We start from the raw sequence: 19,888 nt of genomic DNA, 5'->3' as shown, positions 1-19,888 counted from the left end.
CCTGCCCACACCGTCAGATCAGCGCGCGCGGCCGATCACTCGAGAGCGGCCATCGCCATCTGACGCTGCGCGCCGGGTTCAGGCGCTCCGAGACCATCACGCCGGTCACCAGAACCATCGCCTGCAGATGAAATGTCCCCATGGTGAGCGGGACGAGCATCAGCGCCCAGCAACTGGCAAGGCAATTCAGCGCCTCAAAGACACCGAATAACAACGCATCGACATCGGCTTCCGGTCGTCGATAGCGCAGGCGTGGGCTGCGATGGCACTCATTGAGGCGTGCCTGTTTCCATGGGCTGACTTGCCAGACGCCCGCAAGCACGAGAGCCGGCAGCACGGCGACTATCCCGACGCTCTCGCCAAGCGCGCGCAGCAGTGCACCAAGCCCCACAAGCGGCAGACAGGCCGCCATCCAGATTCCGCCATATCCGGCGAGAAAGAGACTCAGCGCGCTCGCCCGCCGGCGCGCCGGCATACGGTCCTGCAGATATTGCAGCGGCGGCGCCAAGAGCAGCGGCATCATGGCGACAAGCATCAGCAGCCAGGCGATCCAGGCAAGGCCGGAGCGGAGCGGGAAGCCTGCAAGCGCCGCGGCCACCCCCTGGTCGAGCAGCAGCTGCGAGGCGGACAGGCAGAGACCGTCGAGCGGCTCCCGCCCGCCGAGCCCCACGAGCCCCAGCCACCCACCGGCGCTGATCACCACAAGCCATGGCCATGGCGGCTCGCGCAGCAGCGAGGCCGCTGCGCGCATCGTCGAGACGAGATCCGGTTTCACGAAGGCTGCCGGTAGAGGCTGATCCGTTCGACGGTGATCGGCGCCTCGTCCGGGACCGGATGACGCGGCACGAGATGCACTTCGACTTCGCCGCCCTGCATCTCGCCTTTGTTTTCCAGACTGGACATCACGTCGGTCACGTCGAGGATTTCGGTTACTCCGTTGCCGGCTTGCTCGCCCTCGGGATTGGATGCCTTGCGCGCGCCGAACAGGCCAAAGGAACCGGCATGAAGATCGACGCGCTCCGCCCCCTTCTCACCGGCCGGCAGGTTGAAATAGACATCGACGACTATGCCGTCCCGACTGGAACGGATGTTTTCCAGGTTGAGCAGCATGCGGTGGTCGCGTGGTGCCTCGGGTGCCGTACCCTCGCGCATCTGGGCAAGCTTCGGTGACGGTCCACCCTCCATCTGCACCATGGTGACGGCCGCTACCGCACCCTTGAGCACCACGGGGCCGTTGTTGGCGCCCATCATTTCGACAGGTCCGGTCATTGTCCTGCTCTCCGCCCCTCCGGTGCCGCCACTCGCCTGAAGCGATGCGAGGGCCTTCTGCTGCACGAACTGATCATAGGTGTAACCAAGCGGCGCGACCAGCGTGTCGACCATTTCCGCCGGCGTATAGAACCAGGGATTGCCCGCCAGGTCCGGCATGACGAACTTGCGGTCCATCGGGCCATTCAGCCAGGCGGCATCGGTCGGGTCGGAATTGCCCGCCGCATTCCACACCGCCCACAGACGATCGATGTTGGCGTGATGCAGCCAGAAGATCGGATCGAGCCCGGCGGTGTCCGGGTCCGACATCAGCCCGGGTCCGGCGCTGTTCTGCCCGCCGATATCGACATGGACGATATTGTGCGGCTTGCTTTCGAGCCGACCGCTCACCCCGCCGCCATGGGAAAAGCCGGTCTTCAGCCCGCCGAAGCCGCTGCTGGCGCGGCTCGTTCCCGTATAGAAAGTGACCGACAGGGCCTCGAGCGTCACATCACCCGCCGGCAGAACAATCGGCGACGTACCTTGTCCGTAGCGCTGCTGCACGAATAGCGGGTTCGCGGATCCATCCGGCAGCGTTTGCCGGGAAAAGGCCGGCGGCAGAAGCCTGGCATTTGGCCTGCTGGTGTCGCTGTAGTTCCAGTAGGGCAAGGCCCAGTCGTCCGGGCCGCCAGCATCGACGATCGCCTGACGCAGCATGCTCTCGATCGCCCAGACATAGCCGCGATGCCAGGGCAGGAAATACCAGCTCTGATGCTGGCACTGGTTCCAGTAGAGCGTCTGGTCGGCCGGAACGGGTACCGGTTCGCCGGGGGTGAAATAACCGTATTGCTGCCAGAGCCCCGTGTCGATCCCGTGGACCGCGCCCATGAAGCGCCAGCCGGCAAGCGATGACAGCGGCCGTGCCTTCATCTCGCCCACCCCCTTGGCATACCAGAACAGCAGCGGGTCATCGACATCCCCGCCATTCGCCCAGACACTCTTGCGCACGAAAACCATGGCAATCCCCCCTTGAGGCGGGTCGAAAGGACAACAGGAAACCGCCCGCACACCCCTTCGACCCTTCAGGGGGCCGGTGCGGCGAAAAAGCTCTCGATGTGGTGGATACGCGCTACTGTCGAATACCAAACACAGTCAGGCACTACTTGCAACCCAAAATAGCATTGCAATCCCCCTGCCACCTAAACTGCAAGTCAGGCCTTCTGCGTCCTGGCCTTTGCCGGCTTGTCCTTATCTGCCCGCAGGCCCGCTTCGACCGCGAGCCGGACCCAGCGCGCCATGTCGTCGGGGTCGTCATAGGCGTCTTCGGGCACCGACCAATAGGGCATCGAGACCGGCGCCTTGCCCTGGCGCTGATAGACCCATTGGCTTGCCCCGGCCTCGGCAAATTGCGGGCCGGTGTTCGCATCCGCTTTGAACATCATGTCGCCGCGCAGTTCGATGGCGATGATCACCCCGTGGTGATAGATGCCCTTGCCGCCGAACATCCGCTTGATGGTGACGGGTCCGAGACTGGAAAACATCTCCTCGATTGCCGCATTGTCCATCGCCTCACCCCTTCAGCACGCCGCCGGCAAGCGCCACTGCGTCGGGCGTGTCGACATCCAGATGGGCAGCGGCGCCGAGTTCGACATCGATGACCGGCAGGCCGGAGCCCTCGACGATCGACCGCGCGCCAATATCGCCTTCCAGGTCCCGCACCGCCTCGTAGACGGCTTTCGGCAAAATGACCGGATTGCCGCGCTTGCCGCCGGCCGACGCCCGCACGATGGCGGCCCCGCGCTGCTCGCGAAAGACCGAGGTGAGCCGCTGCAGGTCCGCCGCCGTCAGGCCGGGCATGTCGGCGAGCACCACCATGACGCCGTCGCAGTCGCGCAAGTCGGGCGACGCAAACCCGGCGCGAAGCGAACTTGCCATGCCGCTTGCAAAGTCGGGATTGTGGACGAGCGCGACATCGAGCCCGGACACGGCCGCCTCGATCTCGCTTGCCCGATAGCCGGTGACGGCCACGACAGGTGCTGCGCCGCCGTCCAGCGCGATGCGCACCGAGCGCCGCACCAGCGCCTCCCCATCAAATTCGGCCAGCAGCTTGTGATGACCGTCGACACCCATGCGGCTTGCCCGGCCGGCCGCCAGCACCAGCGCACCGACGGACATCTGCGGCCGGCTGGTCGTCGCCCGCTCGCGCGGCAGCGGCCTGCTTGGAATTTCCATCAGCAACCCTCCGACGCCGAGACCCGTCAAAGCCTCGCACGTCGGCCATTCCCCGGCAAGCAGCCGGTTCATCACCCAGTCGAAACCGTTGACCTTGGGCGAGCGGGCGCAGCCCGGTGCGCCGACGACCGGAACGTCGCCGACCCGCCCGAGCACCAGCAGATTGCCCGGATCGACAGGCAGGCCGACCTGCAGCACTTCGCCGCCTGCATGGCGGATCGCCTGCGGGATCACGTCGCCGGCATCAACCATGGCCGAGGCGCCGAAGATGACGATCATCCGCGGCCTTTCGCCGTGCCGGGCAAGGCTGATGCCGATGGCCTCGGCCACCGCTTTTTCGCCGTGCGCCACCCGTTGCTCGGCAAGGATGCGACTGCCGGATGGCTGGAGCCGCCGCGCCAGGACATCGGCTGTCTTGTCCATCACCGAGGCCTTCAGCGACGGCAACTCGGTGGCGATCAGGGCCACGTCATGCGGCGCATAGGCCTTCAGCCGCACCGGCGCCTGCGCTGCAAAGATCGCGGCAGCGCGTTCGACATGGTCCTTTGCCACGGCCAGGGGAATAATCTTGACGGTAGCGACAAGATCGCCGGCGCGCACATCCGCATGATCGGCAAGACAGGCAAAGGTGACGGCCGGATCGACCCTATTGAACCGGTCTACGATATCCCGGTCGGCAATGAAGAGGCCATTGCAAGCCGCATGGATGTTGACGCGCCCGGTGGTCGCTTGCGTCAGCGTCAGGTTCGACGGGTCGATCGCAGCCGCCAGTCGCGCGGCCGCCTCGTCCTCGCCGAGATCACCGTCATCCAGCCGGCAGGCAATGACCGACGTCACACCCGCCGCAAGCAGCGTCTCGACATCACCGTTTGCCAGGGTATGGCCCTTGGCAAACCGCCGGTCCGGCAGCCGCAGCGAATGGGCGAGCACCAGTCCCGCCCCGTCGGCGACGGGAAACGCCCCGAAGTTCATGCAGCAGCCTCGGACAGCACGACGCCGCGGCGGCGGAACGAGCCGATGATGTCGGCAAGCACGGATACGGCGATCTCCGGCGGACTGGAAGCCCCGATATCGAGGCCGATCGGCGCCGAGATCTGTCCGATCTGCTCGACCGACAGCCCCTCCGACAACAGCCGCTCCACCCGCTTGCCATGGGTCTTGCGACTGCCGAGCGCCCCGACATAGAAGCATCCGGTCCGCAGCGCCGAGACCAGCGCATAGTCGTCGATCTTCGGATCATGGGTGACGGCGGCGAGCGCCGTATAGCGGTCGAGTGGCCGCTCCTTCAGCACATCCTCCGGCCAATCGGCGATCAGTTCGACGCCTTCGAAGCGCTCCGGCGTGGCAAAGGCGGTGCGCGGATCGATGACGGTCACGTCGAAGCCGGCAAGGCTTGCAATCGGGCAGAGCGCCTGGCTGATATGCACGGCGCCGATGATGACGATGCGCGGCGGCGGCAGATGGACGTTCAGAAAGACCCTGTTCCCGCCGATCTCGACGGTGCCGGACTTGCCGGACCGCAGCCGGTCATCGATCTCGTCTGCGAGCGCGCCATCGACCACCTCGCCCTCCCGGACCAGCCGCTCGGACCCGTCCTGAAGATTGGTGACCATAACGGCGGCTTCCCGGCTCTGCCGCGCGCCATTCAGCGCCTTGAGAATATCCAGCTGCATCAGTCGATCCTTTCGACATAAACGCGAATGCGCCCGCCACAAGACAACCCCACCTCCCAAGCCGTCTCGTCGGCAACGCCGAATTCCAGCATGCGGGCCTGTCCTTCGGAAATCACGTCGCCGGCTTCGGCAATCACCGCACCTTCGACGCAACCACCGGAGACGGAGCCTTCGAAATTGCCGTCGGCATCGATCACCAGATGGCTGCCGGCCGGACGCGGCGCCGAACCCCAGGTTTCCATCACGGTGGCGAGCGCCACCTGACGCCCCTCGGCCTTCCAGGCTTCGGCGATCGCCAGCGGATCGCGCGATACGCTCATTGCGTTCATGACTAGATTCTCCCTCGGTCGAGAAAACGACGTGGATGATGGTCCCGGCCTGTCGCTCCGGTCAGTGCAGCGGAGAGGTCCGCCAGAGACTTCAAATTGTGCACCGGACGCAACTCGTCAACATGCGGCAGCATAGCTTTTACACCTTGGGCCTTTGCCTGGAACCCGTCAAAGCGCAAAAGCGGGTTCAACCAGATCAGTCGACGGCAGGACCGGTGCAGCCGGTCGGTCTCGGCCGAAAGGTTGTCGACCTCGGCGCGCTCCAGGCCGTCGGTGATCAAAAGCACGATGGCGCCCTGTCCCAGAACACGCCTGCCCCAGAGGCGGTTGAACTCCCGCAGCGTCTCGCCGATCCGCGTGCCGCCGGACCAGTCCTGCACCAGCGCCGAGCAGGCCTCGACCGCGACATCCGGGTCCCTGGCGCGCATCTGTCGCGTGACATTCGTCAGGCGCGTGCCGAACAGGAAGGTATGAACCCGCCGGCGGCGTGCCGAAAGCGCATGCAGGAAATGCAGGAAGATCCGGGTATACTGACTCATCGATCCGGAAATATCGGCCAGAACCACCAGCGGCGGGGCAATCTCGCGGTGCGTGCGCCAGCGCGGGAGGATGAGATCGCCACCGGACCGCATCGCCGTGCGCATGGTCGCCCGGGCGTCGATCACGCTGGCCGTGGAGGCTGGCCTGAAGCGTCGGGTACGGGTCATGTCGAAGGCGCCATCCAGCTCCGCGATCGCTCGGTAGGCCGCGGCCAGCTCCTCGACCGACATCTGGGCGAAATCCAGCGTCCGTAGCCGCTCCGTATCCGAGACGGTCAGCCGCGCATCGATCTCGACTTCCTCGCGCTCGCGCTCGGGCGCCGATTTCCGTCGCGTTCCGGCCAGCGCTTCGCCAACCCTGGCCGCCCCCGGCTTTTCCTTCTGCTTCGTCGACGATTCCGGTGTCCGCGGCGACATCAGTGCGATCATCTTCGCCGTCAGATCGCGAGAGCGCCAGAACAGGACGAACGCTTCGTCGAATACCGGCTGGTCCTCGTGGCGGCGGATGAAGACGGCCGAAAGGGCCGCATGAAATTCGCTGCGCGAACCGATATTGATCGCCTCGATCGCCAGGATGGCGTCGGCGACCGCGCCGGGGCCCGGTTTCAGTCCCGCCCCGCGCAGCACGCGGGCGAAATGCACGATATTGTCGGCAAGACGTCCGTCGCCGGACAAAGGCGACGCATGGGGTAATCCGTCCGGGCCGCCGTCTGCCATGGCTCAGCCCGCCAGCAGCTCGGCGCGCACTTCCGACAGGAGGCGCTGGCCCTCGCCGCCCTTGATGCGGGCGATGTCGTCCTGGTATTTGAGCAGGGTGCCGAGCGTGTCGGAAATCGCCTGCGGATCGAGCGCCAGCCGGTCCAGCTCGGTGAGCGCACTCGCCCAGTCGATGGTCTCGGCGACGCCCGGATTCTTGAACAGATCGAGCCCGCGCAATTTCTGCACATAGGCGACCAGCTCGCGCGACAGCGCCGCATTGCAGCCGGGCACCCGGCGGCGCACGATCTCCAGCTCTTCCTCGGCGCTCGGGTAATCGACCCAATGATAGAGGCAGCGCCGCTTCAGCGCATCGTGAACCTCGCGGGTGCGGTTGGAGGTGACGATGACGATCGGTGGCTGCTGCGCCCTGATCGTGCCGAGTTCGGGGATCGTCACCTGGAAGTCCGACAGCACCTCCAGCAAAAATGCCTCGAAGGCCTCGTCGGTGCGGTCGAGTTCGTCGATCAGGAAAACCGGCGGCCCGCGGTCGGAGGGCTCCAGCGCCTGCAGCACGGGCCGCCGGATCAGATGCCGCTCGGCGAACACATCGCCTTCGATCCGCTCCCGGTCGCGAATGCCGGCGGCTTCCGACAACCGGATCTCCAGCATCTGGGCGGTATAGTTCCACTCGTAGACGGCCGAGGAAATGTCCAGTCCCTCATAGCATTGCAGCCGGATCAACGGCCGATCGAGCGCCTTGGCCAGCGCCTTGGCGATCTCGGTCTTGCCGACGCCCGCCTCGCCCTCGAGAAACAGCGGCCGTCCCATGCGCAGCGCCAGGAACACCACCGTCGCAAGTTCTCGTCCCGCCAGATAGTCCTGGCCGGCCAGAAGCGCGATCGTCGAACCGATATCGCCCGGCACGCCGTGATCGGATGGCACGGTCATGGCTCCTCCCTGATGCTCAAGGCCCGCATCTTCGGCGTGGCCCTGCGCAAAAGCTTACAGGCTGCGGAATGCCCGGTCCAGATAGACAAGAGACTGGTCGGCGGGTCCGAAATTGAGCGCCACGACCTCGCCGAACAGCACGGTATGGGTGGCGGTGACCTTAGTGTCGACCACCCGGCAATCAAAGGAGGCGATCGCATCCGACAGCACCGGGGCGCCGGTGATCAGCGTCGTCCAGTCGCCAAGCGCAAAGCGGTCCTCGCTCGCAAGACCACCGAAGCCGGCAAAGGCGGCGGCCAGGGCTTCGTGGCGTATGCCGAGCGTGTTCAGCACGAAGCGCCCGCTGTCGAAGAAGACGGCATTCTTTGCATTGGTGTTGTTGAGGCAGGCCAGCACCATGGGCGGGCTGTCGGATACCGAGCAGGCGGCTGTGATCGTCACGCCGCGCCGCACGCCTTCGTGCTCGCCGGTGATCAATTGCACATGGCCGGCGTAATGCGCCATCGCATCGCGGTAGAGCGCCGATTCTATTGCCTGTCGTCCCAACACATCCCTCTCCTGCCCGGCATTCACCGGTCAGCGTTTTCCGGTGGCGCCAGCATGCATGGCTGCGGTTACCGTTTCGACAACAGCAGATAAGGCCTATGCCTGCCTATTGAAAGTGCCGGACAAACAGCTTTGCCGTTTCCATCGGCGTCGCGAGGCTTTAGCATGACCGGCGAGACCAACAAGGAATGCCCGTCCATGGCCACGCTCGCCGTTCATGCCCGACACCTTTTCAGCAGCGCACCGGCGCGGGCGGCTCTGGTGATTGTGTTCGGACTGGGGGCGGCACAGGCGCAGGCGGCAACCCTTGCCGTGGTCGCGCCGCAATCCGGACCGTTTGCCCCGCTTGGCCAGCAGATCATCGCCGGCGCCAAGGCGGCGGCAGTGGCAAGTGGGCAAGAGGTGGCCCTGATCGATGAAAGCTGCGACGAGGCCGACACGCGCTCGGTCGCCGACGCCATCGTCAATGCCGGGGCGGATGCCGCGATCGGCTTTCTCTGCTCGGAGACACTGGCGCATGTCCTGCCGGACCTGACAAAGGCCGGCATTCCGGCGATCACCGTCTCCGTTCGCTGGAAGAGCCTGATGGAAGACGCCGTCAAATATGGCTGGCCCTTCTACCGTCTGGCGCCGGCACCGGACGACGAGGGCGAGAAGATCACCCAGACCATCCTGTCGACCTGGGCCGACCGGACGATTGCGCTGATCGATGACGGAACCATCCACAGCCGCGAGCTTGTCGACGAGGTGCGCAACAAGCTCGAAACCGGCGGACTGAAGCCTGTTTTCGTCGACACCTTCAGGCCTGGGCAGGAGAACCAGATCGCCATCGTCCGCCGGCTCCAGCGGGCCGGCGCAAGCCATGTCTTCATCGGCGGCGACCGCAACGATGTCGCCATCATCGCCCGCGACGCCGCGGCAGAAAACAGTGGCTTGACGCTGATCGGCGCCGACAGCATGCGGGCCGCCGACCAGCCGGTGGCGCTTCCGGACGGTGTCTATGCGATCGCGCTTCCGGATTATGCCCAGCTGCCGGAGGCACAGCCGACGGCCGAGCGGCTTCGCGCGGAAGGCATCGAACCCGAAGGCTATCTGCTGCCGGCCTATGCCGCGGTCCAGATCGTCGATGCGGCCCGGCAGCGGGCAAACACCAAGCCGCTTGCCGAGGCAATCGGCAGCGGATCGTTCGACACGGCGATCGGACCGATCGGCTTCGGCCCAGATCATGAGCTGATCACCAATCCCTACCGACTGCAGGAATGGGAGGGCGGCAAATTCGTTCTCGTCCCGCCGCCCGGCCAATAGCCTCAAATTGCTTTACACCGGATAAGGCCATTGCGGCTGCGAAAACAGGCCGCCATCCACCCAGATCGTCTGGCCGGTAATGAATCCGGCCTGTTTGGACGCCAGAAACAGCACGGCAGCGGCAATGTCATCCGGAGTGCCGGCCCGGCGCAAGGGGGTGATCCGGCCCCAGCTCTCTTCGTAATCGGGCGCCTCGGCCAGCGTGCGTTCCGTCACCACAGCTCCCGGCGCAACGCAATTGACCCGGATGCCATCGGGCCCGAGCTCGACCGCCGCGACCTTGGTGAATTGCTCGATACCGCCCTTCGAGGCGGTGTAGTCGACGAGACGGGGAAAGGCGAGCTTGTTGCAGCCCGAACCGATATTGACGATCGCGCCCGCGATGCCCTGATCCTTCATCCGTCTGGCGGCGGCCTGGGTGTTGAGGAAGGTTCCGGTCAGGTTGGTACGGATCACCCGGTTCCACGCCGCCTCCGAAAGCTCCAGCAGCGGCGCCCAGGTCTGGATGCCGGCATTGTTGACCAGGACGTCGGGTGCCGCGCCCGCAAAGGCACAGGCCTCGTCGAAGAACTGTTCGACGGCAGCCCCGTCTCCAGCGTCGCAACTAAGCGCGACCGCCGCACCGCCCGCCGCCTCGACCTCCGCCAACACCGTGCCTGCGGCGTCCGCAGCCTCAAAATGGCTGAACGCCACCCGGTATCCGGCTGCGGCAAAGGCCAAGACCAGGCCGCGCCCGATGCCGCTGCTGCCGCCGGTCACAACCGCAAATCCCGTCATCTCCATCCCTCCCGACATGGTCCTCACACCGCCACTCCTAGCAGCTGGCAGCCAGTTGTACAGGCCATCCCCCGGTGATAAAGGCGAGCACAGAAAACGTCGTCCGAGGAGCCCGTTTGCCGATGACCCGTCCCGTCAGAATTGCCCCGTCCATTCTTGCCGCCAATTTCGCCAAGCTCGGCCAGGAGGTCGAGGACGTCATGACGGCCGGTGCCGACTGGATCCATCTCGACGTCATGGACGGGCATTTCGTGCCGAACATCTCGTTCGGTCCTGCAGTCATCAAGGCACTCAGGCCGCACACCAAGGCCTTTTTCGATTGCCACCTGATGATTGCGCCCGCGGACCCCTTCCTCGAAGCCTTTGCCGAGGCAGGCTGCGACCAGCTGACCGTGCATGTCGAGGCCGGTCCGCATCTGCACCGTTCGCTGCAAACCATCCGGGCGCTGGGACTGAAGGCCGGCGTCTCGCTCAATCCGGCGACCCCGCTGTCCTCGATCGAACACGTGCTGAACGATATCGACCTGATCCTGGTGATGAGCGTCAACCCCGGCTTCGGCGGGCAGCAGTTCATCCCGGCCATGGTCGACAAGATCGCCAAGACCAATATGATGATCGGCAGCCGGGAGATCGAGCTGCAGGTCGACGGTGGCATCACCGCCGAGACGGCCCCGCTGGTGACGGCGGCGGGTGCCAATGTGCTGGTCGCCGGCTCGGCGATCTACAAGGGCGACGGCGTTGACGATTACCGCAAAACCGTCGACACTCTCAGAAAAGCAGCCGAGGGAGGCCGCGCTTGAGATCGACCGGCAAACGCGTCATCGCAATCCTGATCGGGGTCTGGCTCGGTTCCGCCGGAGCCCACGCCGCCGACATTGCACATTTTTCTCCACTCGGCTTTTCCGCCGACGGCAAGGTTTTCGCGTTCGAGCAATTCGGTGTTCAGGACGGTTCCGGCTTCCCATATTCCGATATCTTCTTCGTCAATACCGACAATGACACCTTCGTTGCCGGCACGCCGCTGCGCCTGCGGATCGACAATGAGAGCGCCACGCTCTCCGATGCGCGCAGGCAGAACATGGACAAGGCCCGTGATTTGATCGACCGGTTCGCCATCACCGATCACCCGGGACAGCTTGTCGCCCTCAATCCCTTCGGCGAGCTCGACAACGACCCGCACGAATTGCGCTACCGGGCCGTTGCCGCCGACCCGCCCTTTGGTGGCGCCTACAGGCTCAGTCTCGAGGAATTCGATCAGGAACCGCCGGCCGGTTGTGAAAACCTTGCCGAAACGATCAAGGGATTTCGGTTGCGGCTGACAGAGACCGACGGCAAGACCAGCGATGTCCTGCTGCACGAGGACGGTCCGGTGCCGAAGAGCCGCAACTGTCCCCTCGGCTACCGGATCGCCGGCGCGATGACCTATCATGAGGGCGGCGAAAGCACCGTGCAGGTGGCGCTGGTCATGGTTATCTCGCAAGGCTTCGAAGGCCATGACGGCCGGTGGATCGCCGTTCCGTTCCGTCCATGACGAACCTTGGCGATGCGCCCGCATCGCGGCCACACCGCAGCCTGACCGCACGCATCGCAGCGGCTCGGCCACCCTGGTTCGACTGGCTTGCCGGCGCCCTTGCCTGGGGGATCGCCATTGCCGCGGCGGCATGGATCGGATACCGGCTTTCCCATTCCCTCTCTGCCAGTCACGACACGATATTGCTGGTGCTCCATTTCATCGGCGCAGCCATCGCCTGGTTGATCGCCCTGCCGCTGATCCGCGGCCTGGTATGCGACCGGCGCGCGGCGACCCGGTTTGCCGCCGCTCTGCTATTGCTCGGCGCCGGCACCATTCTTCTGATCGCCTTTGCCTATGCCATGCAGTACAGACAGTTCTATTCGAGATGGCACGCGCCCTTCGGCACGATCACCTGGTGCTACCAGTTCGTCTTTACCGGCGCGGTCGCTGCCTATCAGTTCGCCGTACTCGGAATCCGTCCGCTGCTTGCCGTCGGCGGACCACTGCTGATTGCCAGCTCCCTGTGGCTGGCACACCGCAACCGTTGAGATCGCCGCCACTTCTTGCTAAAGCGGCCCCAACGATTTCAAGACACGAAAGCTGAACGCCGATGATCCCTCGCTATTCGCGGCCCGATATGGTCGCCATCTGGTCTCCCGAAACCAAATTCCGCATCTGGTTCGAGATCGAGGCCCATGCCTGCCAGGCGCTCGCCGATATCGGCGTGATCCCGGAAGACGCTGCCAGGACGATCTGGGAAAAGGGCAATGCGGCCGAATTCGACGTCGCGCGCATCGACGAGATCGAGGCCGTCACCAAGCATGACGTCATCGCCTTTCTGACCCATCTGTCCGAATTCATCGGGCCCGACAGCCGCTTCGTCCATCAGGGCATGACCTCGTCGGACGTGCTGGATACGACTTTCAATATCCAGCTGGTGCGCGCTGCCGACATCCTGCTCGACGGCATGGACCGACTGCTGGCCGCGCTGAAGGCCCGCGCCTTCGAGCACAAGGACACCATTCGCATCGGCCGCAGCCATGGCATCCATGCCGAGCCGACGACGATGGGCCTGACGCTTGCCCGCTTCTATGCCGAGATGGACCGCAACCGCGCCCGTCTGGTCGCAGCCCGCGCCGAGATCGCCACCGGCGCGATTTCGGGTGCCGTCGGCACCTTCGCCAATATCGACCCTCGGGTGGAGGAATATGTCTGCGACAAGCTCGGCCTGCAGCCGGAGCCGATCTCGACCCAGGTGATCCCGCGCGACCGCCATGCGATGTTCTTCGCCACCCTCGGCGTCATCGCCTCGTCGATCGAAAACGTCGCGATCGAAGTCCGCCACATGCAGCGCACCGAGGTGCTGGAAGCGGAAGAGTTCTTCGCGCCCGGCCAGAAGGGCTCGTCGGCCATGCCGCACAAGCGCAATCCGGTGCTGACCGAAAACCTGACCGGTCTTGCCCGTCTCGTGCGGATGTCGGTAACGCCGGCGATGGAGAATGTCGCCCTCTGGCATGAGCGCGACATTTCCCACTCCTCTGTCGAGCGCGCCATTGGCCCCGACACCACCGTAACGCTGGATTTCGCTCTCAACCGGCTCGCCGGCGTGATCGAGAAGCTGGTGGTCTACCCCGACAACATGATGAACAACCTCAACAAGTTCCGCGGCCTCGTTCACTCGCAGCGTGTTCTGCTGGCCCTGACGCAGGCCGGCGTGTCGCGCGAGGACGCCTATCGCCTCGTTCAGCGCAATGCCATGAAGGTGTGGGAACAGGGCAAGGACTTCCTGGAGGAATTGCTGGCCGACGGGGAAGTCCGCGCAGCCCTGCCGGAGGAGACCATTCGCGAGAAATTCGACCTCGGCTACCACACCAAGCATGTCGACACGATTTTCCGCCGGGTTTTCGGCCAGGGCTGAGCAGAGCGCGCCAGAGCTTTCAGCCTGCAGTTATCGACGAGGCCGTCCGCTCGCGGGCGGCCTCTTGTCGTTGCCCTCACCCGATCGGTCAGCCGGCCGCCGGCGTTACAAGCCGGGTGTAAAGATGCCAGGTGGCATGGCCCAGGATCGGCACCGTGATCGTCAGTCCGACCAGCATCGGCAGAAACCCGATCACCAGCATGACCGACACCACGATCCCCCACAGCGCGACCTGGACCGGGTTCCTAGCGGTGACCCTGAGAGAGGTCTCGATCGCCCGCCCCGCCCCGCAATCCTGTTCGAGCAGCATCGGGAAGGCAATGATGGTCGAGGCGAGGACCACCACCGCGAAGATGAAGCCGATCGCAATGCCCCAGATCATCAGTGACAGGCCGGAACCGGTGTTGAAGATATCGGCCAGAAACCAGTCGAAGCGCAGGGGCACGTCACCGTCGAAAAAGTGGATATAGAGCCCTTGTGCCACCAGTAGCCAGAGCAGTTCGATGCCGACCAGCATGGCGCCGAGGGCCAGCAGCGACGGCAAGGCCGGCGAATCCCGCAGCGCCGCGATATCCTGCCACGACGTCTGAAGCCCCGCCTCGCGGCGGCGGCTCATTTCGTAGAGCCCCAGTGCCGCAAACGGTCCGATCAGGGCAAAGCCGGAGGCCAGCGGAAACAAAAGCGGCAGCAGGTTTGCACCCGCCGCCCAGGCCATCAACAGGATTCCCGCGACCGGATAGATCAGCCCGAGGAAGACATAGTGGGATGGCTTGGCATAAAAGTCTTCGGCGCCCTTGCGCAGCGCGTCTATGACATCGGCATTCGAGATCTTGTTGACCACCGGCCGGGCAAACTCCTCGCCGGGTGCGGCCCATACATGAAATGCGGTCATGGCACAGTCCTCTCGTTTCACGCGGTGTGAAGCCGAAGCGGATCGCGGCGAACGCTGTACGCCGACGCATCCCCTGGAACCACCGGCAGCGCAAGCCTAGCAAATTTCCAGGCGATTGTCGCCCGATCCCTTGACAGCCGGCGGGTGACCGCACAAATCGGGCCCATGAAAGCTTCAGACGCAGACATCATCATCGTTCCCGGCTACACCAATTCCGGCCCCGACCACTGGCAGTCCCGCTGGGAACAGAAACTCTCCACCGCCCGCCGCGTCGAGCAGGCCGAGTGGTCTAAACCCGTACGCGAAGACTGGGTTGCCCGCCTGGTCGAGGAGGTCAATGCGGCAACCAAGCCCGTGGTGCTGGTCGCCCATTCGCTGGGTATCCCGACCGTCATCCACGCCGTGCCGCAGTTTACCAAGCCGGTGGCCGGTGCGTTCTTCGTAGCCCCGCCGGAAGTCGACAATCCGAAGATCCGGCCGAAGCATCTGATGACCTTCGGGCCCTACCCGCGCGACCCTCTGCCCTTTCCGACGATGACGGTTGCCAGCCGCAATGACCCGTTCGGCTCCTACGAGCATGCCGACGACATCGCCGCCGCCTGGGGCTCGCTGCTGGTCGACGCTGGCGAATCCGGCCATATCAATGCGGAATCGGGCCATGGCCCGTGGCCGGAAGGCACCATGGTGTTCGCCCGCTTTCTCGCCCAGCTTTGAGCGGCACGGCGAAGACGCGCCCGGTCCGGTTGCCGCGCGTACGCGCCATCATGGGGGCCATTTTGCCGTTTAAGGGAAAAGCGGGTACATATGGATGGGCTGCGAATCTGGCCGGAGGGACGCCCGGCCGGCTAAAATCCCGGAGGACGGCCCCACAGCCGCATTGTGGAAACGTATGATTTCCGATATGGCACCGGTCAAATTACCATTTCACCGCGCCGTCGCATGATGGCGCCAACAGACAGAGTACCCCTTACATGAACCGTCGCCGCCGTATTTACGAGGGCAAGGCCAAGATCCTCTACGAAGGTCCGGAGCCGGGCACGCTCATTCAGTTCTTCAAGGATGATGCGACCGCATTCAACAAGAAGAAGCACGACGTCATCGACGGCAAGGGCGTTTTGAACAACCGGATCTGCGAATACCTGTATTCGCATCTGAACAAGATCGGCATTCCGACCCATTTCATCCGCCGCCTCAACATGCGCGAACAGTTGATCAAGGAAGTCGAGATGATCCCGCTCGAGGTCGTCGTGCGCAATGTCGCCGCCGGCTCCCTGTCGGAACGCCTCGGCATCGAGGAAGGCGTCGTCCTGCCGCGTTCGATCATCGAGTTCTACTACAAGTCCGACGCGCTCAACGATCCGATCGTCTCGGAAGAGCACATCACCGCCTTCGGCTGGGCCAACCCGGCCGAGCTCGACGACATCATGGCGCTGGCCATCCGGGTCAACGACTTCCTGTCGGGGCTTTTCCTCGGCATCGGCATCCAGCTCGTCGATTTCAAAATCGAATGCGGCCGGCTGTTCGAGGGCGACATGATGCGCATCATCCTGGCCGACGAGATCTCGCCCGACAGCTGCCGGCTGTGGGACATGGAGACCCGCGAAAAGCTCGACAAGGACCGTTTCCGCCAGGATCTCGGCGGCCTGCTCGAAGCCTATCAGGAAGTCGCGCGCCGGCTCGGCATCATCAACGAGAACGAACCGATCCGCGGCACCGGCCCGGTTCTGGTCAAGTAAAGACAAGGTCAAGGAGTTGCCAGTGATCAAGGCACGTGTCACCGTCACGCTGAAGAACGGCGTTCTCGACCCGCAGGGCAAGGCGATCGAGGGCGCGTTGTCGAGCCTGGGCTTTAACGGCATCGGCCATGTCCGTCAGGGCAAGGTCTTCGATCTCGAAGTCGAGGGTGACGACAAGGCGAAGGCCGAAGCCGAACTCAAGGACATGTGCGAGAAGCTCCTCGCCAATACCGTCATCGAGAACTATACTATCGCCATTGACTGAGGTTGGATGGAGCGCGGCAGTGGCCGAAGTGACAAGCGAACTGATGCATGAGCTGATGAAGAAGCTCAGCCAGCGGTTCGACAAGGTTGACTTTACCCTAAGCGAACTGCGCGCCGACAATACAACCTTGCGCGGACAGCTTCACGTCCTGCAGGGTGACATCAACAATCTGCGCATAACCGTCGGTCAGGTGGAAAACCGGCTGGATCGCATTGAAAACCGTCTGGAGCTGCGGGAGCTCCAGGAAGCCCAATCAAGGTTCGAGCCACACCCATGAAATCAGCCGTCGTCCAGCTCCCAGGCCTCAATCGTGACCGCGACATGATCGCGGCCCTCACCAAGATCTCCGGGCAGGCGCCGGTGACCGTCTGGCAGACGGAAACCGAGCTGCCGGATGTCGACCTGATCGTCATCCCCGGCGGCTTCTCCTACGGCGACTACCTGCGTTGCGGTGCGATTGCGGCGCGCATGCCGGTCATGCAGGCGATCAAGGCCAAGGCGGATCAGGGCGTCAAGGTGCTCGGCGTCTGCAACGGCTTCCAGATCCTGCTCGAGGCAGGCCTGCTGCCCGGCGCGCTGATGCGCAATGCCTCGCTGAAATTCGTCTGCAAGGAGATCAAGCTCGAGGTCGTCAATGCCGAGACCGACTTCTCCCGGGCCTACGAAAAGGGCCAGATCCTGCGCTGCCCGGTTGCCCATCACGACGGCAACTACTTTGCCGATGCGGAAACGCTGCAGCTTATCGAGGACAATGGCCAGGTCGTCTTCCGCTATGCGGACGGCACCAATCCGAACGGCTCGATCAACGACATCGCCGGCGTCATCAACGAAAAGGGCAATGTGCTTGGCCTGATGCCGCATCCCGAAAACCTGATCGAGGCCGCCCATGGCGGCAATGACGGGCGGGCGCTCTTCGCCTCCGCCCTCGACGTCATCGCAGCAGCCTGATCGGTCGACATACCATGCGCCTGAAACTGACGCTCGTCCTGATCGGCCTGGCCGCTCTTACCGCCTGCCAGAGCAAATCGACCGCGCCGGCATCCGGCGCGTCGGCACTCGACGTCATGGAAAAGGTCGCCGTCTCGGCCAATCGATGCTGGTTCAAGTCGAGCGATCCGGCCTTCAAGAGCTATGCGCTTTCGCCGGAACTGTCGTCCTTCTCCGACCAGCCGCGCATCCTTGTGGTCCGCAAGGGTTCGCCGGACATACGGCCGGTGCTGGTTGTCCAGGCGAGCGGCAAGCCGCCGAAGCTGAGCGCCTTCGGACCGATGATGGGGGAACCGCTCTCCGGCCGCGTCAGCAAGGACGTGCAGCGCTGGGCCGGCGGCGACAGCGGCTGCTGAGCAGACCTTGCGAGCCCGGCACCGCCGTTGGGGTAGCGATGCCGGACCCGTCACGCCATCGAGTGACGGCGCGTGTTCAAATATTCTACAGATCAGGCCTGAGACCGATCAGAGCAGCAGCCGGGATCTTGCGACCTCGCTGCGCGCGCGCAGCTTGCTGATGCCGATATCGGCCAAGAGCGCATCATCGAGATCGCGCAACTGTTTGCGGCCCTGCCGCGTCAGGTGCCACATCACCAGGCGATCGAACATCCCTACCAGTCCCGTGCGATAATTCGGTCTCTGCCGCGCCGGCAGCAATTCGTCGCGCACATAAACCAGCGTTTCGCGGGTGAAAGCGTCGGGGTAGATTGTATCGATTGTCGCAAGATATTCGTCATGCTTGCGCATATTGCACCTGTTCATTTTTTTGAGTTCGGTGCAATCCAGATAGATTGACTATTGAACGGGTACAATATACTGAATTGTCACGATGACAAATTGGCTCCCAAATCTCAAGCAGGGCAATGGCCCGCTCTACATTCGCCTCGCCGACCAGATGGAAGATGCCATCATGGACGGTGGGCTGGCTGCCGGAACGAAGCTGCCGCCGCAGCGGAACCTGGCCTTCGACATAGGGGTTACAATCGGAACAATCAGTCGCGCCTATGCCCTGCTGCATGAACGCGGCCTGGTCAGTGGCGAGGTCGGCCGCGGCACCTATGTGCTGTCGCGACAGGAGATATCGCCTCAGGCCAGCCACGATCCGGTGACGGCGAGCCTTGTCGGGACGCGACCTTTCAGCGCGCCGCCCGGCAAGATCCGCTTCGACAGCACCGCGGCGCCGGATGTCGGGCAGAGCGCGGTAATGGCCGACATCATGGCCGAGATCGCGCGCGAACTGCCCTCGGAGATCTCCAGCTATACCCGCAGCTTCCCCGATCACTGGTACGAGGCGGGCGCCCGCTGGCTCTCCGACGGCAACTGGTCGCCCTCGCCCGACTCGGTCGTGCCGACGCTTGGCGCCCACGCAGCCATTATGGCGGTCCTGACGGCCGTGACGGCGCCGGGCGACAAGATCGTCTTCGAGCACCTGACGTTTTCGCAGGTCAGCCGTGCTGCCGGCCTGGTCGGGCGACGCACCTGTCTGGTCGAGTCCGATCACGACGGCATCCTGCCGGATGATTTCGAGCGGGTCTGCATCCAGCAGCACCCGAAGGTCGCCTTCATCATGTCGTCGGCGCAGAACCCGACGCTTGCCACCTTGCCCCTCGAGCGGCGCAAGGCAATTGCCGGGATCGCCCACAAATACGGCGTCTGGCTGATCGAGGACAATCTCTACGGCGCCATGGACCAGAAGCAGATCCCGTTGCTCGCCGAGCTGGCGCCCGACCGGACATTCGTGGTCGACGGGCTGTCGAAGGCGGTCGCCGCCGGCGTGCGCGGCGGTTGGGTTTCCTGCCCCCCGCATTTCGCCCAGCGTATCCGCATCGCCCACAAGATGATCACCGGCGGCTTGCCCTTCCTGCTCGCCGAACTCTGTGCCCGGCTCGTCCTGTCGGGCGAGGCCGAGCGTATCTGGGGCCTCTGCCGCGCGGAAATTAGCGCCCGCGAATCCCTGGCGCGATCGGTGCTTGCCGGACACGATTTCTGCTCCAATCCGGACATTCCCTTTCTCTGGTTGAAGCTGCCGGACCCCTGGCTTTCCGGGACGTTCAAGAACGCCCTCTTCAACAATGGCGTGCTGATCGACGACGAGGACGAATTCCGCGCCGGCCGCTCGGACAAGACGCATCACAGGGTGCGACTCGGCTTCTCACCGCCCGGCGATCGCAAGACGGTCGAGACCGGCCTCACCATTGTCCGCCAGCTTCTGGAAATGCCGTCGGCCGGCTATGACAGCGTCGCCTGAGAGGCTATCCGGGCGGGCGAATTTTCCTGGTTCT

The 19,888-nt window shown here is 64.3% G+C and carries 24 protein-coding genes; 12 read left to right on the top strand and 12 right to left on the bottom strand.

Annotation, left to right across the window (positions count from 1 at the left end; all coding sequences use genetic code 11):
* Positions 1-13: 13 nt before the first annotated feature.
* From J2Z17_RS12375 to J2Z17_RS12335, 9 genes are all read right to left on the bottom strand, one after another.
* Positions 14-775 (bottom strand): DUF2182 domain-containing protein, encoded by a 762-nt coding sequence (locus tag J2Z17_RS12375; RefSeq protein WP_209945395.1) that lies wholly within the window; start codon positions 773-775, stop codon positions 14-16.
* Positions 772-2,265 (bottom strand): tyrosinase family protein, encoded by a 1,494-nt coding sequence (locus J2Z17_RS12370; RefSeq protein WP_245224063.1) that lies wholly within the window; start codon positions 2,263-2,265, stop codon positions 772-774. Before J2Z17_RS12370 ends, J2Z17_RS12375 begins: the two co-directional genes overlap by 4 nt.
* Positions 2,266-2,459: 194 nt before the next feature.
* The gene (locus tag J2Z17_RS12365; RefSeq protein ID WP_209945393.1) at positions 2,460-2,813 is read right to left on the bottom strand and encodes a TfoX/Sxy family protein; all 354 of its coding nucleotides are present in this window, start codon (positions 2,811-2,813) and stop codon (positions 2,460-2,462) included.
* A 4-nt stretch (positions 2,814-2,817) separates the two neighbouring features.
* The gene (locus tag J2Z17_RS12360; protein WP_209945391.1) at positions 2,818-4,452 is read right to left on the bottom strand and encodes an NTP transferase domain-containing protein; all 1,635 of its coding nucleotides are present in this window, start codon (positions 4,450-4,452) and stop codon (positions 2,818-2,820) included.
* A complete protein-coding gene (locus J2Z17_RS12355) occupies positions 4,449-5,153 on the bottom strand; it encodes an XdhC family protein (protein ID WP_209945389.1) in 705 nt (234 codons plus the stop codon). Before J2Z17_RS12355 ends, J2Z17_RS12360 begins: the two co-directional genes overlap by 4 nt.
* Entirely contained in the window at positions 5,153-5,482 is a 330-nt protein-coding gene (locus J2Z17_RS12350; protein WP_209945387.1) for an XdhC family protein, read from the bottom strand. The genes J2Z17_RS12355 and J2Z17_RS12350 overlap by 1 nt, the downstream gene beginning before the upstream one ends.
* 2 nt (positions 5,483-5,484) lie before the next feature.
* A complete protein-coding gene (locus tag J2Z17_RS12345; protein ID WP_209945385.1) occupies positions 5,485-6,738 on the bottom strand; it encodes a vWA domain-containing protein in 1,254 nt (417 codons plus the stop codon).
* Between the two features lie 3 nt (positions 6,739-6,741).
* Positions 6,742-7,668 (bottom strand): AAA family ATPase, encoded by a 927-nt coding sequence (locus tag J2Z17_RS12340; RefSeq protein WP_209945383.1) that lies wholly within the window; start codon positions 7,666-7,668, stop codon positions 6,742-6,744.
* A gap of 54 nt (positions 7,669-7,722) precedes the next feature.
* Positions 7,723-8,217 (bottom strand): flavin reductase, encoded by a 495-nt coding sequence (locus J2Z17_RS12335; protein WP_342454401.1) that lies wholly within the window; start codon positions 8,215-8,217, stop codon positions 7,723-7,725.
* A 195-nt stretch (positions 8,218-8,412) separates the two neighbouring features.
* Here J2Z17_RS12335 and J2Z17_RS12330 point away from each other — a divergent pair, with 195 nt between their 5' ends.
* Positions 8,413-9,519, top strand: coding sequence for a branched-chain amino acid ABC transporter substrate-binding protein (locus J2Z17_RS12330; protein WP_209945741.1), 1,107 nt, complete (start codon positions 8,413-8,415; stop codon positions 9,517-9,519).
* A 12-nt stretch (positions 9,520-9,531) separates the two neighbouring features.
* On the opposite strand, the gene J2Z17_RS12325 is transcribed toward J2Z17_RS12330, so the two are convergent.
* Positions 9,532-10,296 (bottom strand): SDR family NAD(P)-dependent oxidoreductase, encoded by a 765-nt coding sequence (locus J2Z17_RS12325; RefSeq protein ID WP_209945380.1) that lies wholly within the window; start codon positions 10,294-10,296, stop codon positions 9,532-9,534.
* A gap of 122 nt (positions 10,297-10,418) precedes the next feature.
* Between J2Z17_RS12325 and rpe the strand changes: the two genes are divergently transcribed.
* The 4 genes from rpe (at position 10,419) to purB (ending at position 13,727) form a co-directional block, all read left to right on the top strand.
* Positions 10,419-11,096, top strand: a complete 678-nt coding sequence (gene rpe, locus J2Z17_RS12320; protein ID WP_209945378.1) for a ribulose-phosphate 3-epimerase — start codon at positions 10,419-10,421, stop codon at positions 11,094-11,096.
* Positions 11,093-11,827 carry a DUF2259 domain-containing protein gene (locus J2Z17_RS12315; protein ID WP_245224059.1) on the top strand — a complete coding sequence of 245 codons (735 nt, stop codon included), beginning with the start codon at positions 11,093-11,095 and terminating at the stop codon, positions 11,825-11,827. Before rpe ends, J2Z17_RS12315 begins: the two co-directional genes overlap by 4 nt.
* Positions 11,824-12,357, top strand: a complete 534-nt coding sequence (locus tag J2Z17_RS12310) for a hypothetical protein (RefSeq protein ID WP_209945377.1) — start codon at positions 11,824-11,826, stop codon at positions 12,355-12,357. The genes J2Z17_RS12315 and J2Z17_RS12310 overlap by 4 nt, the downstream gene beginning before the upstream one ends.
* Before the next feature lie 62 nt (positions 12,358-12,419).
* Positions 12,420-13,727: an adenylosuccinate lyase gene (gene purB / locus J2Z17_RS12305; RefSeq protein ID WP_209945375.1), complete on the top strand. Its 1,308-nt coding sequence runs from the start codon at positions 12,420-12,422 to the stop codon at positions 13,725-13,727.
* 88 nt (positions 13,728-13,815) lie between these two features.
* Here purB and J2Z17_RS12300 read toward each other — a convergent pair whose 3' ends face one another.
* Entirely contained in the window at positions 13,816-14,619 is an 804-nt protein-coding gene (locus J2Z17_RS12300; protein WP_209945373.1) for a DUF2189 domain-containing protein, read from the bottom strand.
* 165 nt (positions 14,620-14,784) lie between these two features.
* Here J2Z17_RS12300 and J2Z17_RS12295 point away from each other — a divergent pair, with 165 nt between their 5' ends.
* From J2Z17_RS12295 to J2Z17_RS12270, 6 genes are all read left to right on the top strand, one after another.
* The gene (locus J2Z17_RS12295; RefSeq protein WP_209945371.1) at positions 14,785-15,333 is read left to right on the top strand and encodes an RBBP9/YdeN family alpha/beta hydrolase; all 549 of its coding nucleotides are present in this window, start codon (positions 14,785-14,787) and stop codon (positions 15,331-15,333) included.
* A 257-nt stretch (positions 15,334-15,590) separates the two neighbouring features.
* Positions 15,591-16,355 (top strand): phosphoribosylaminoimidazolesuccinocarboxamide synthase, encoded by a 765-nt coding sequence (gene purC, locus J2Z17_RS12290; protein WP_209945369.1) that lies wholly within the window; start codon positions 15,591-15,593, stop codon positions 16,353-16,355.
* Between the two features lie 22 nt (positions 16,356-16,377).
* Positions 16,378-16,620, top strand: coding sequence for a phosphoribosylformylglycinamidine synthase subunit PurS (purS, locus tag J2Z17_RS12285; protein ID WP_209945367.1), 243 nt, complete (start codon positions 16,378-16,380; stop codon positions 16,618-16,620).
* Positions 16,621-16,639: 19 nt separating this feature from the next.
* Positions 16,640-16,897, top strand: a complete 258-nt coding sequence (locus J2Z17_RS12280; RefSeq protein WP_209945365.1) for a hypothetical protein — start codon at positions 16,640-16,642, stop codon at positions 16,895-16,897.
* Positions 16,894-17,568, top strand: coding sequence for a phosphoribosylformylglycinamidine synthase subunit PurQ (gene purQ, locus J2Z17_RS12275; protein WP_209945363.1), 675 nt, complete (start codon positions 16,894-16,896; stop codon positions 17,566-17,568). Before J2Z17_RS12280 ends, purQ begins: the two co-directional genes overlap by 4 nt.
* A gap of 14 nt (positions 17,569-17,582) precedes the next feature.
* Positions 17,583-17,963, top strand: coding sequence for a hypothetical protein (locus J2Z17_RS12270; protein WP_209945361.1), 381 nt, complete (start codon positions 17,583-17,585; stop codon positions 17,961-17,963).
* 108 nt (positions 17,964-18,071) lie between these two features.
* Here J2Z17_RS12270 and J2Z17_RS12265 read toward each other — a convergent pair whose 3' ends face one another.
* Positions 18,072-18,353 (bottom strand): DUF1127 domain-containing protein, encoded by a 282-nt coding sequence (locus tag J2Z17_RS12265; protein WP_209945359.1) that lies wholly within the window; start codon positions 18,351-18,353, stop codon positions 18,072-18,074.
* A gap of 82 nt (positions 18,354-18,435) precedes the next feature.
* Here J2Z17_RS12265 and J2Z17_RS12260 point away from each other — a divergent pair, with 82 nt between their 5' ends.
* Entirely contained in the window at positions 18,436-19,854 is a 1,419-nt protein-coding gene (locus J2Z17_RS12260) for an aminotransferase-like domain-containing protein (protein ID WP_209945357.1), read from the top strand.
* Positions 19,855-19,888: the final 34 nt, after the last annotated feature.

This window comes from Heterorhizobium halophytocola (assembly GCF_017873095.1).
GTDB classification, from domain to species: Bacteria; Pseudomonadota; Alphaproteobacteria; order Rhizobiales; family Rhizobiaceae; genus Allorhizobium; species Allorhizobium halophytocola.
This window is presented reverse-complemented; position numbering and strand designations above follow the sequence as displayed.

Excerpts from the sequence above, each read along its gene's own strand:
- J2Z17_RS12370 (WP_245224063.1), bottom strand. The coding sequence starts at position 2,265 with ATGGTTTTCGTGCGCAAGAGTGTCTGGGCGAATGGCGGGGATGTCGAT.
- J2Z17_RS12300 (WP_209945373.1), bottom strand. The coding sequence starts at position 14,619 with ATGACCGCATTTCATGTATGGGCCGCACCCGGCGAGGAGTTTGCCCGG.
- J2Z17_RS12340 (WP_209945383.1), bottom strand. The coding sequence starts at position 7,668 with ATGACCGTGCCATCCGATCACGGCGTGCCGGGCGATATCGGTTCGACG.
- J2Z17_RS12310 (WP_209945377.1), top strand. The coding sequence starts at position 11,824 with ATGACGAACCTTGGCGATGCGCCCGCATCGCGGCCACACCGCAGCCTG.
- J2Z17_RS12330 (WP_209945741.1), top strand. The coding sequence starts at position 8,413 with ATGGCCACGCTCGCCGTTCATGCCCGACACCTTTTCAGCAGCGCACCG.
- purQ (WP_209945363.1), top strand. The coding sequence starts at position 16,894 with ATGAAATCAGCCGTCGTCCAGCTCCCAGGCCTCAATCGTGACCGCGAC.
- J2Z17_RS12350 (WP_209945387.1), bottom strand. The coding sequence starts at position 5,482 with ATGAACGCAATGAGCGTATCGCGCGATCCGCTGGCGATCGCCGAAGCC.
- J2Z17_RS12295 (WP_209945371.1), top strand. The coding sequence starts at position 14,785 with ATGAAAGCTTCAGACGCAGACATCATCATCGTTCCCGGCTACACCAAT.
- J2Z17_RS12270 (WP_209945361.1), top strand. The coding sequence starts at position 17,583 with ATGCGCCTGAAACTGACGCTCGTCCTGATCGGCCTGGCCGCTCTTACC.
- J2Z17_RS12260 (WP_209945357.1), top strand. The coding sequence starts at position 18,436 with ATGACAAATTGGCTCCCAAATCTCAAGCAGGGCAATGGCCCGCTCTAC.
- J2Z17_RS12325 (WP_209945380.1), bottom strand. The coding sequence starts at position 10,296 with ATGACGGGATTTGCGGTTGTGACCGGCGGCAGCAGCGGCATCGGGCGC.
- J2Z17_RS12355 (WP_209945389.1), bottom strand. The coding sequence starts at position 5,153 with ATGCAGCTGGATATTCTCAAGGCGCTGAATGGCGCGCGGCAGAGCCGG.
- rpe (WP_209945378.1), top strand. The coding sequence starts at position 10,419 with ATGACCCGTCCCGTCAGAATTGCCCCGTCCATTCTTGCCGCCAATTTC.
- purB (WP_209945375.1), top strand. The coding sequence starts at position 12,420 with ATGATCCCTCGCTATTCGCGGCCCGATATGGTCGCCATCTGGTCTCCC.
- J2Z17_RS12265 (WP_209945359.1), bottom strand. The coding sequence starts at position 18,353 with ATGCGCAAGCATGACGAATATCTTGCGACAATCGATACAATCTACCCC.
- J2Z17_RS12360 (WP_209945391.1), bottom strand. The coding sequence starts at position 4,452 with ATGAACTTCGGGGCGTTTCCCGTCGCCGACGGGGCGGGACTGGTGCTC.
- purC (WP_209945369.1), top strand. The coding sequence starts at position 15,591 with ATGAACCGTCGCCGCCGTATTTACGAGGGCAAGGCCAAGATCCTCTAC.
- J2Z17_RS12365 (WP_209945393.1), bottom strand. The coding sequence starts at position 2,813 with ATGGACAATGCGGCAATCGAGGAGATGTTTTCCAGTCTCGGACCCGTC.
- J2Z17_RS12345 (WP_209945385.1), bottom strand. The coding sequence starts at position 6,738 with ATGGCAGACGGCGGCCCGGACGGATTACCCCATGCGTCGCCTTTGTCC.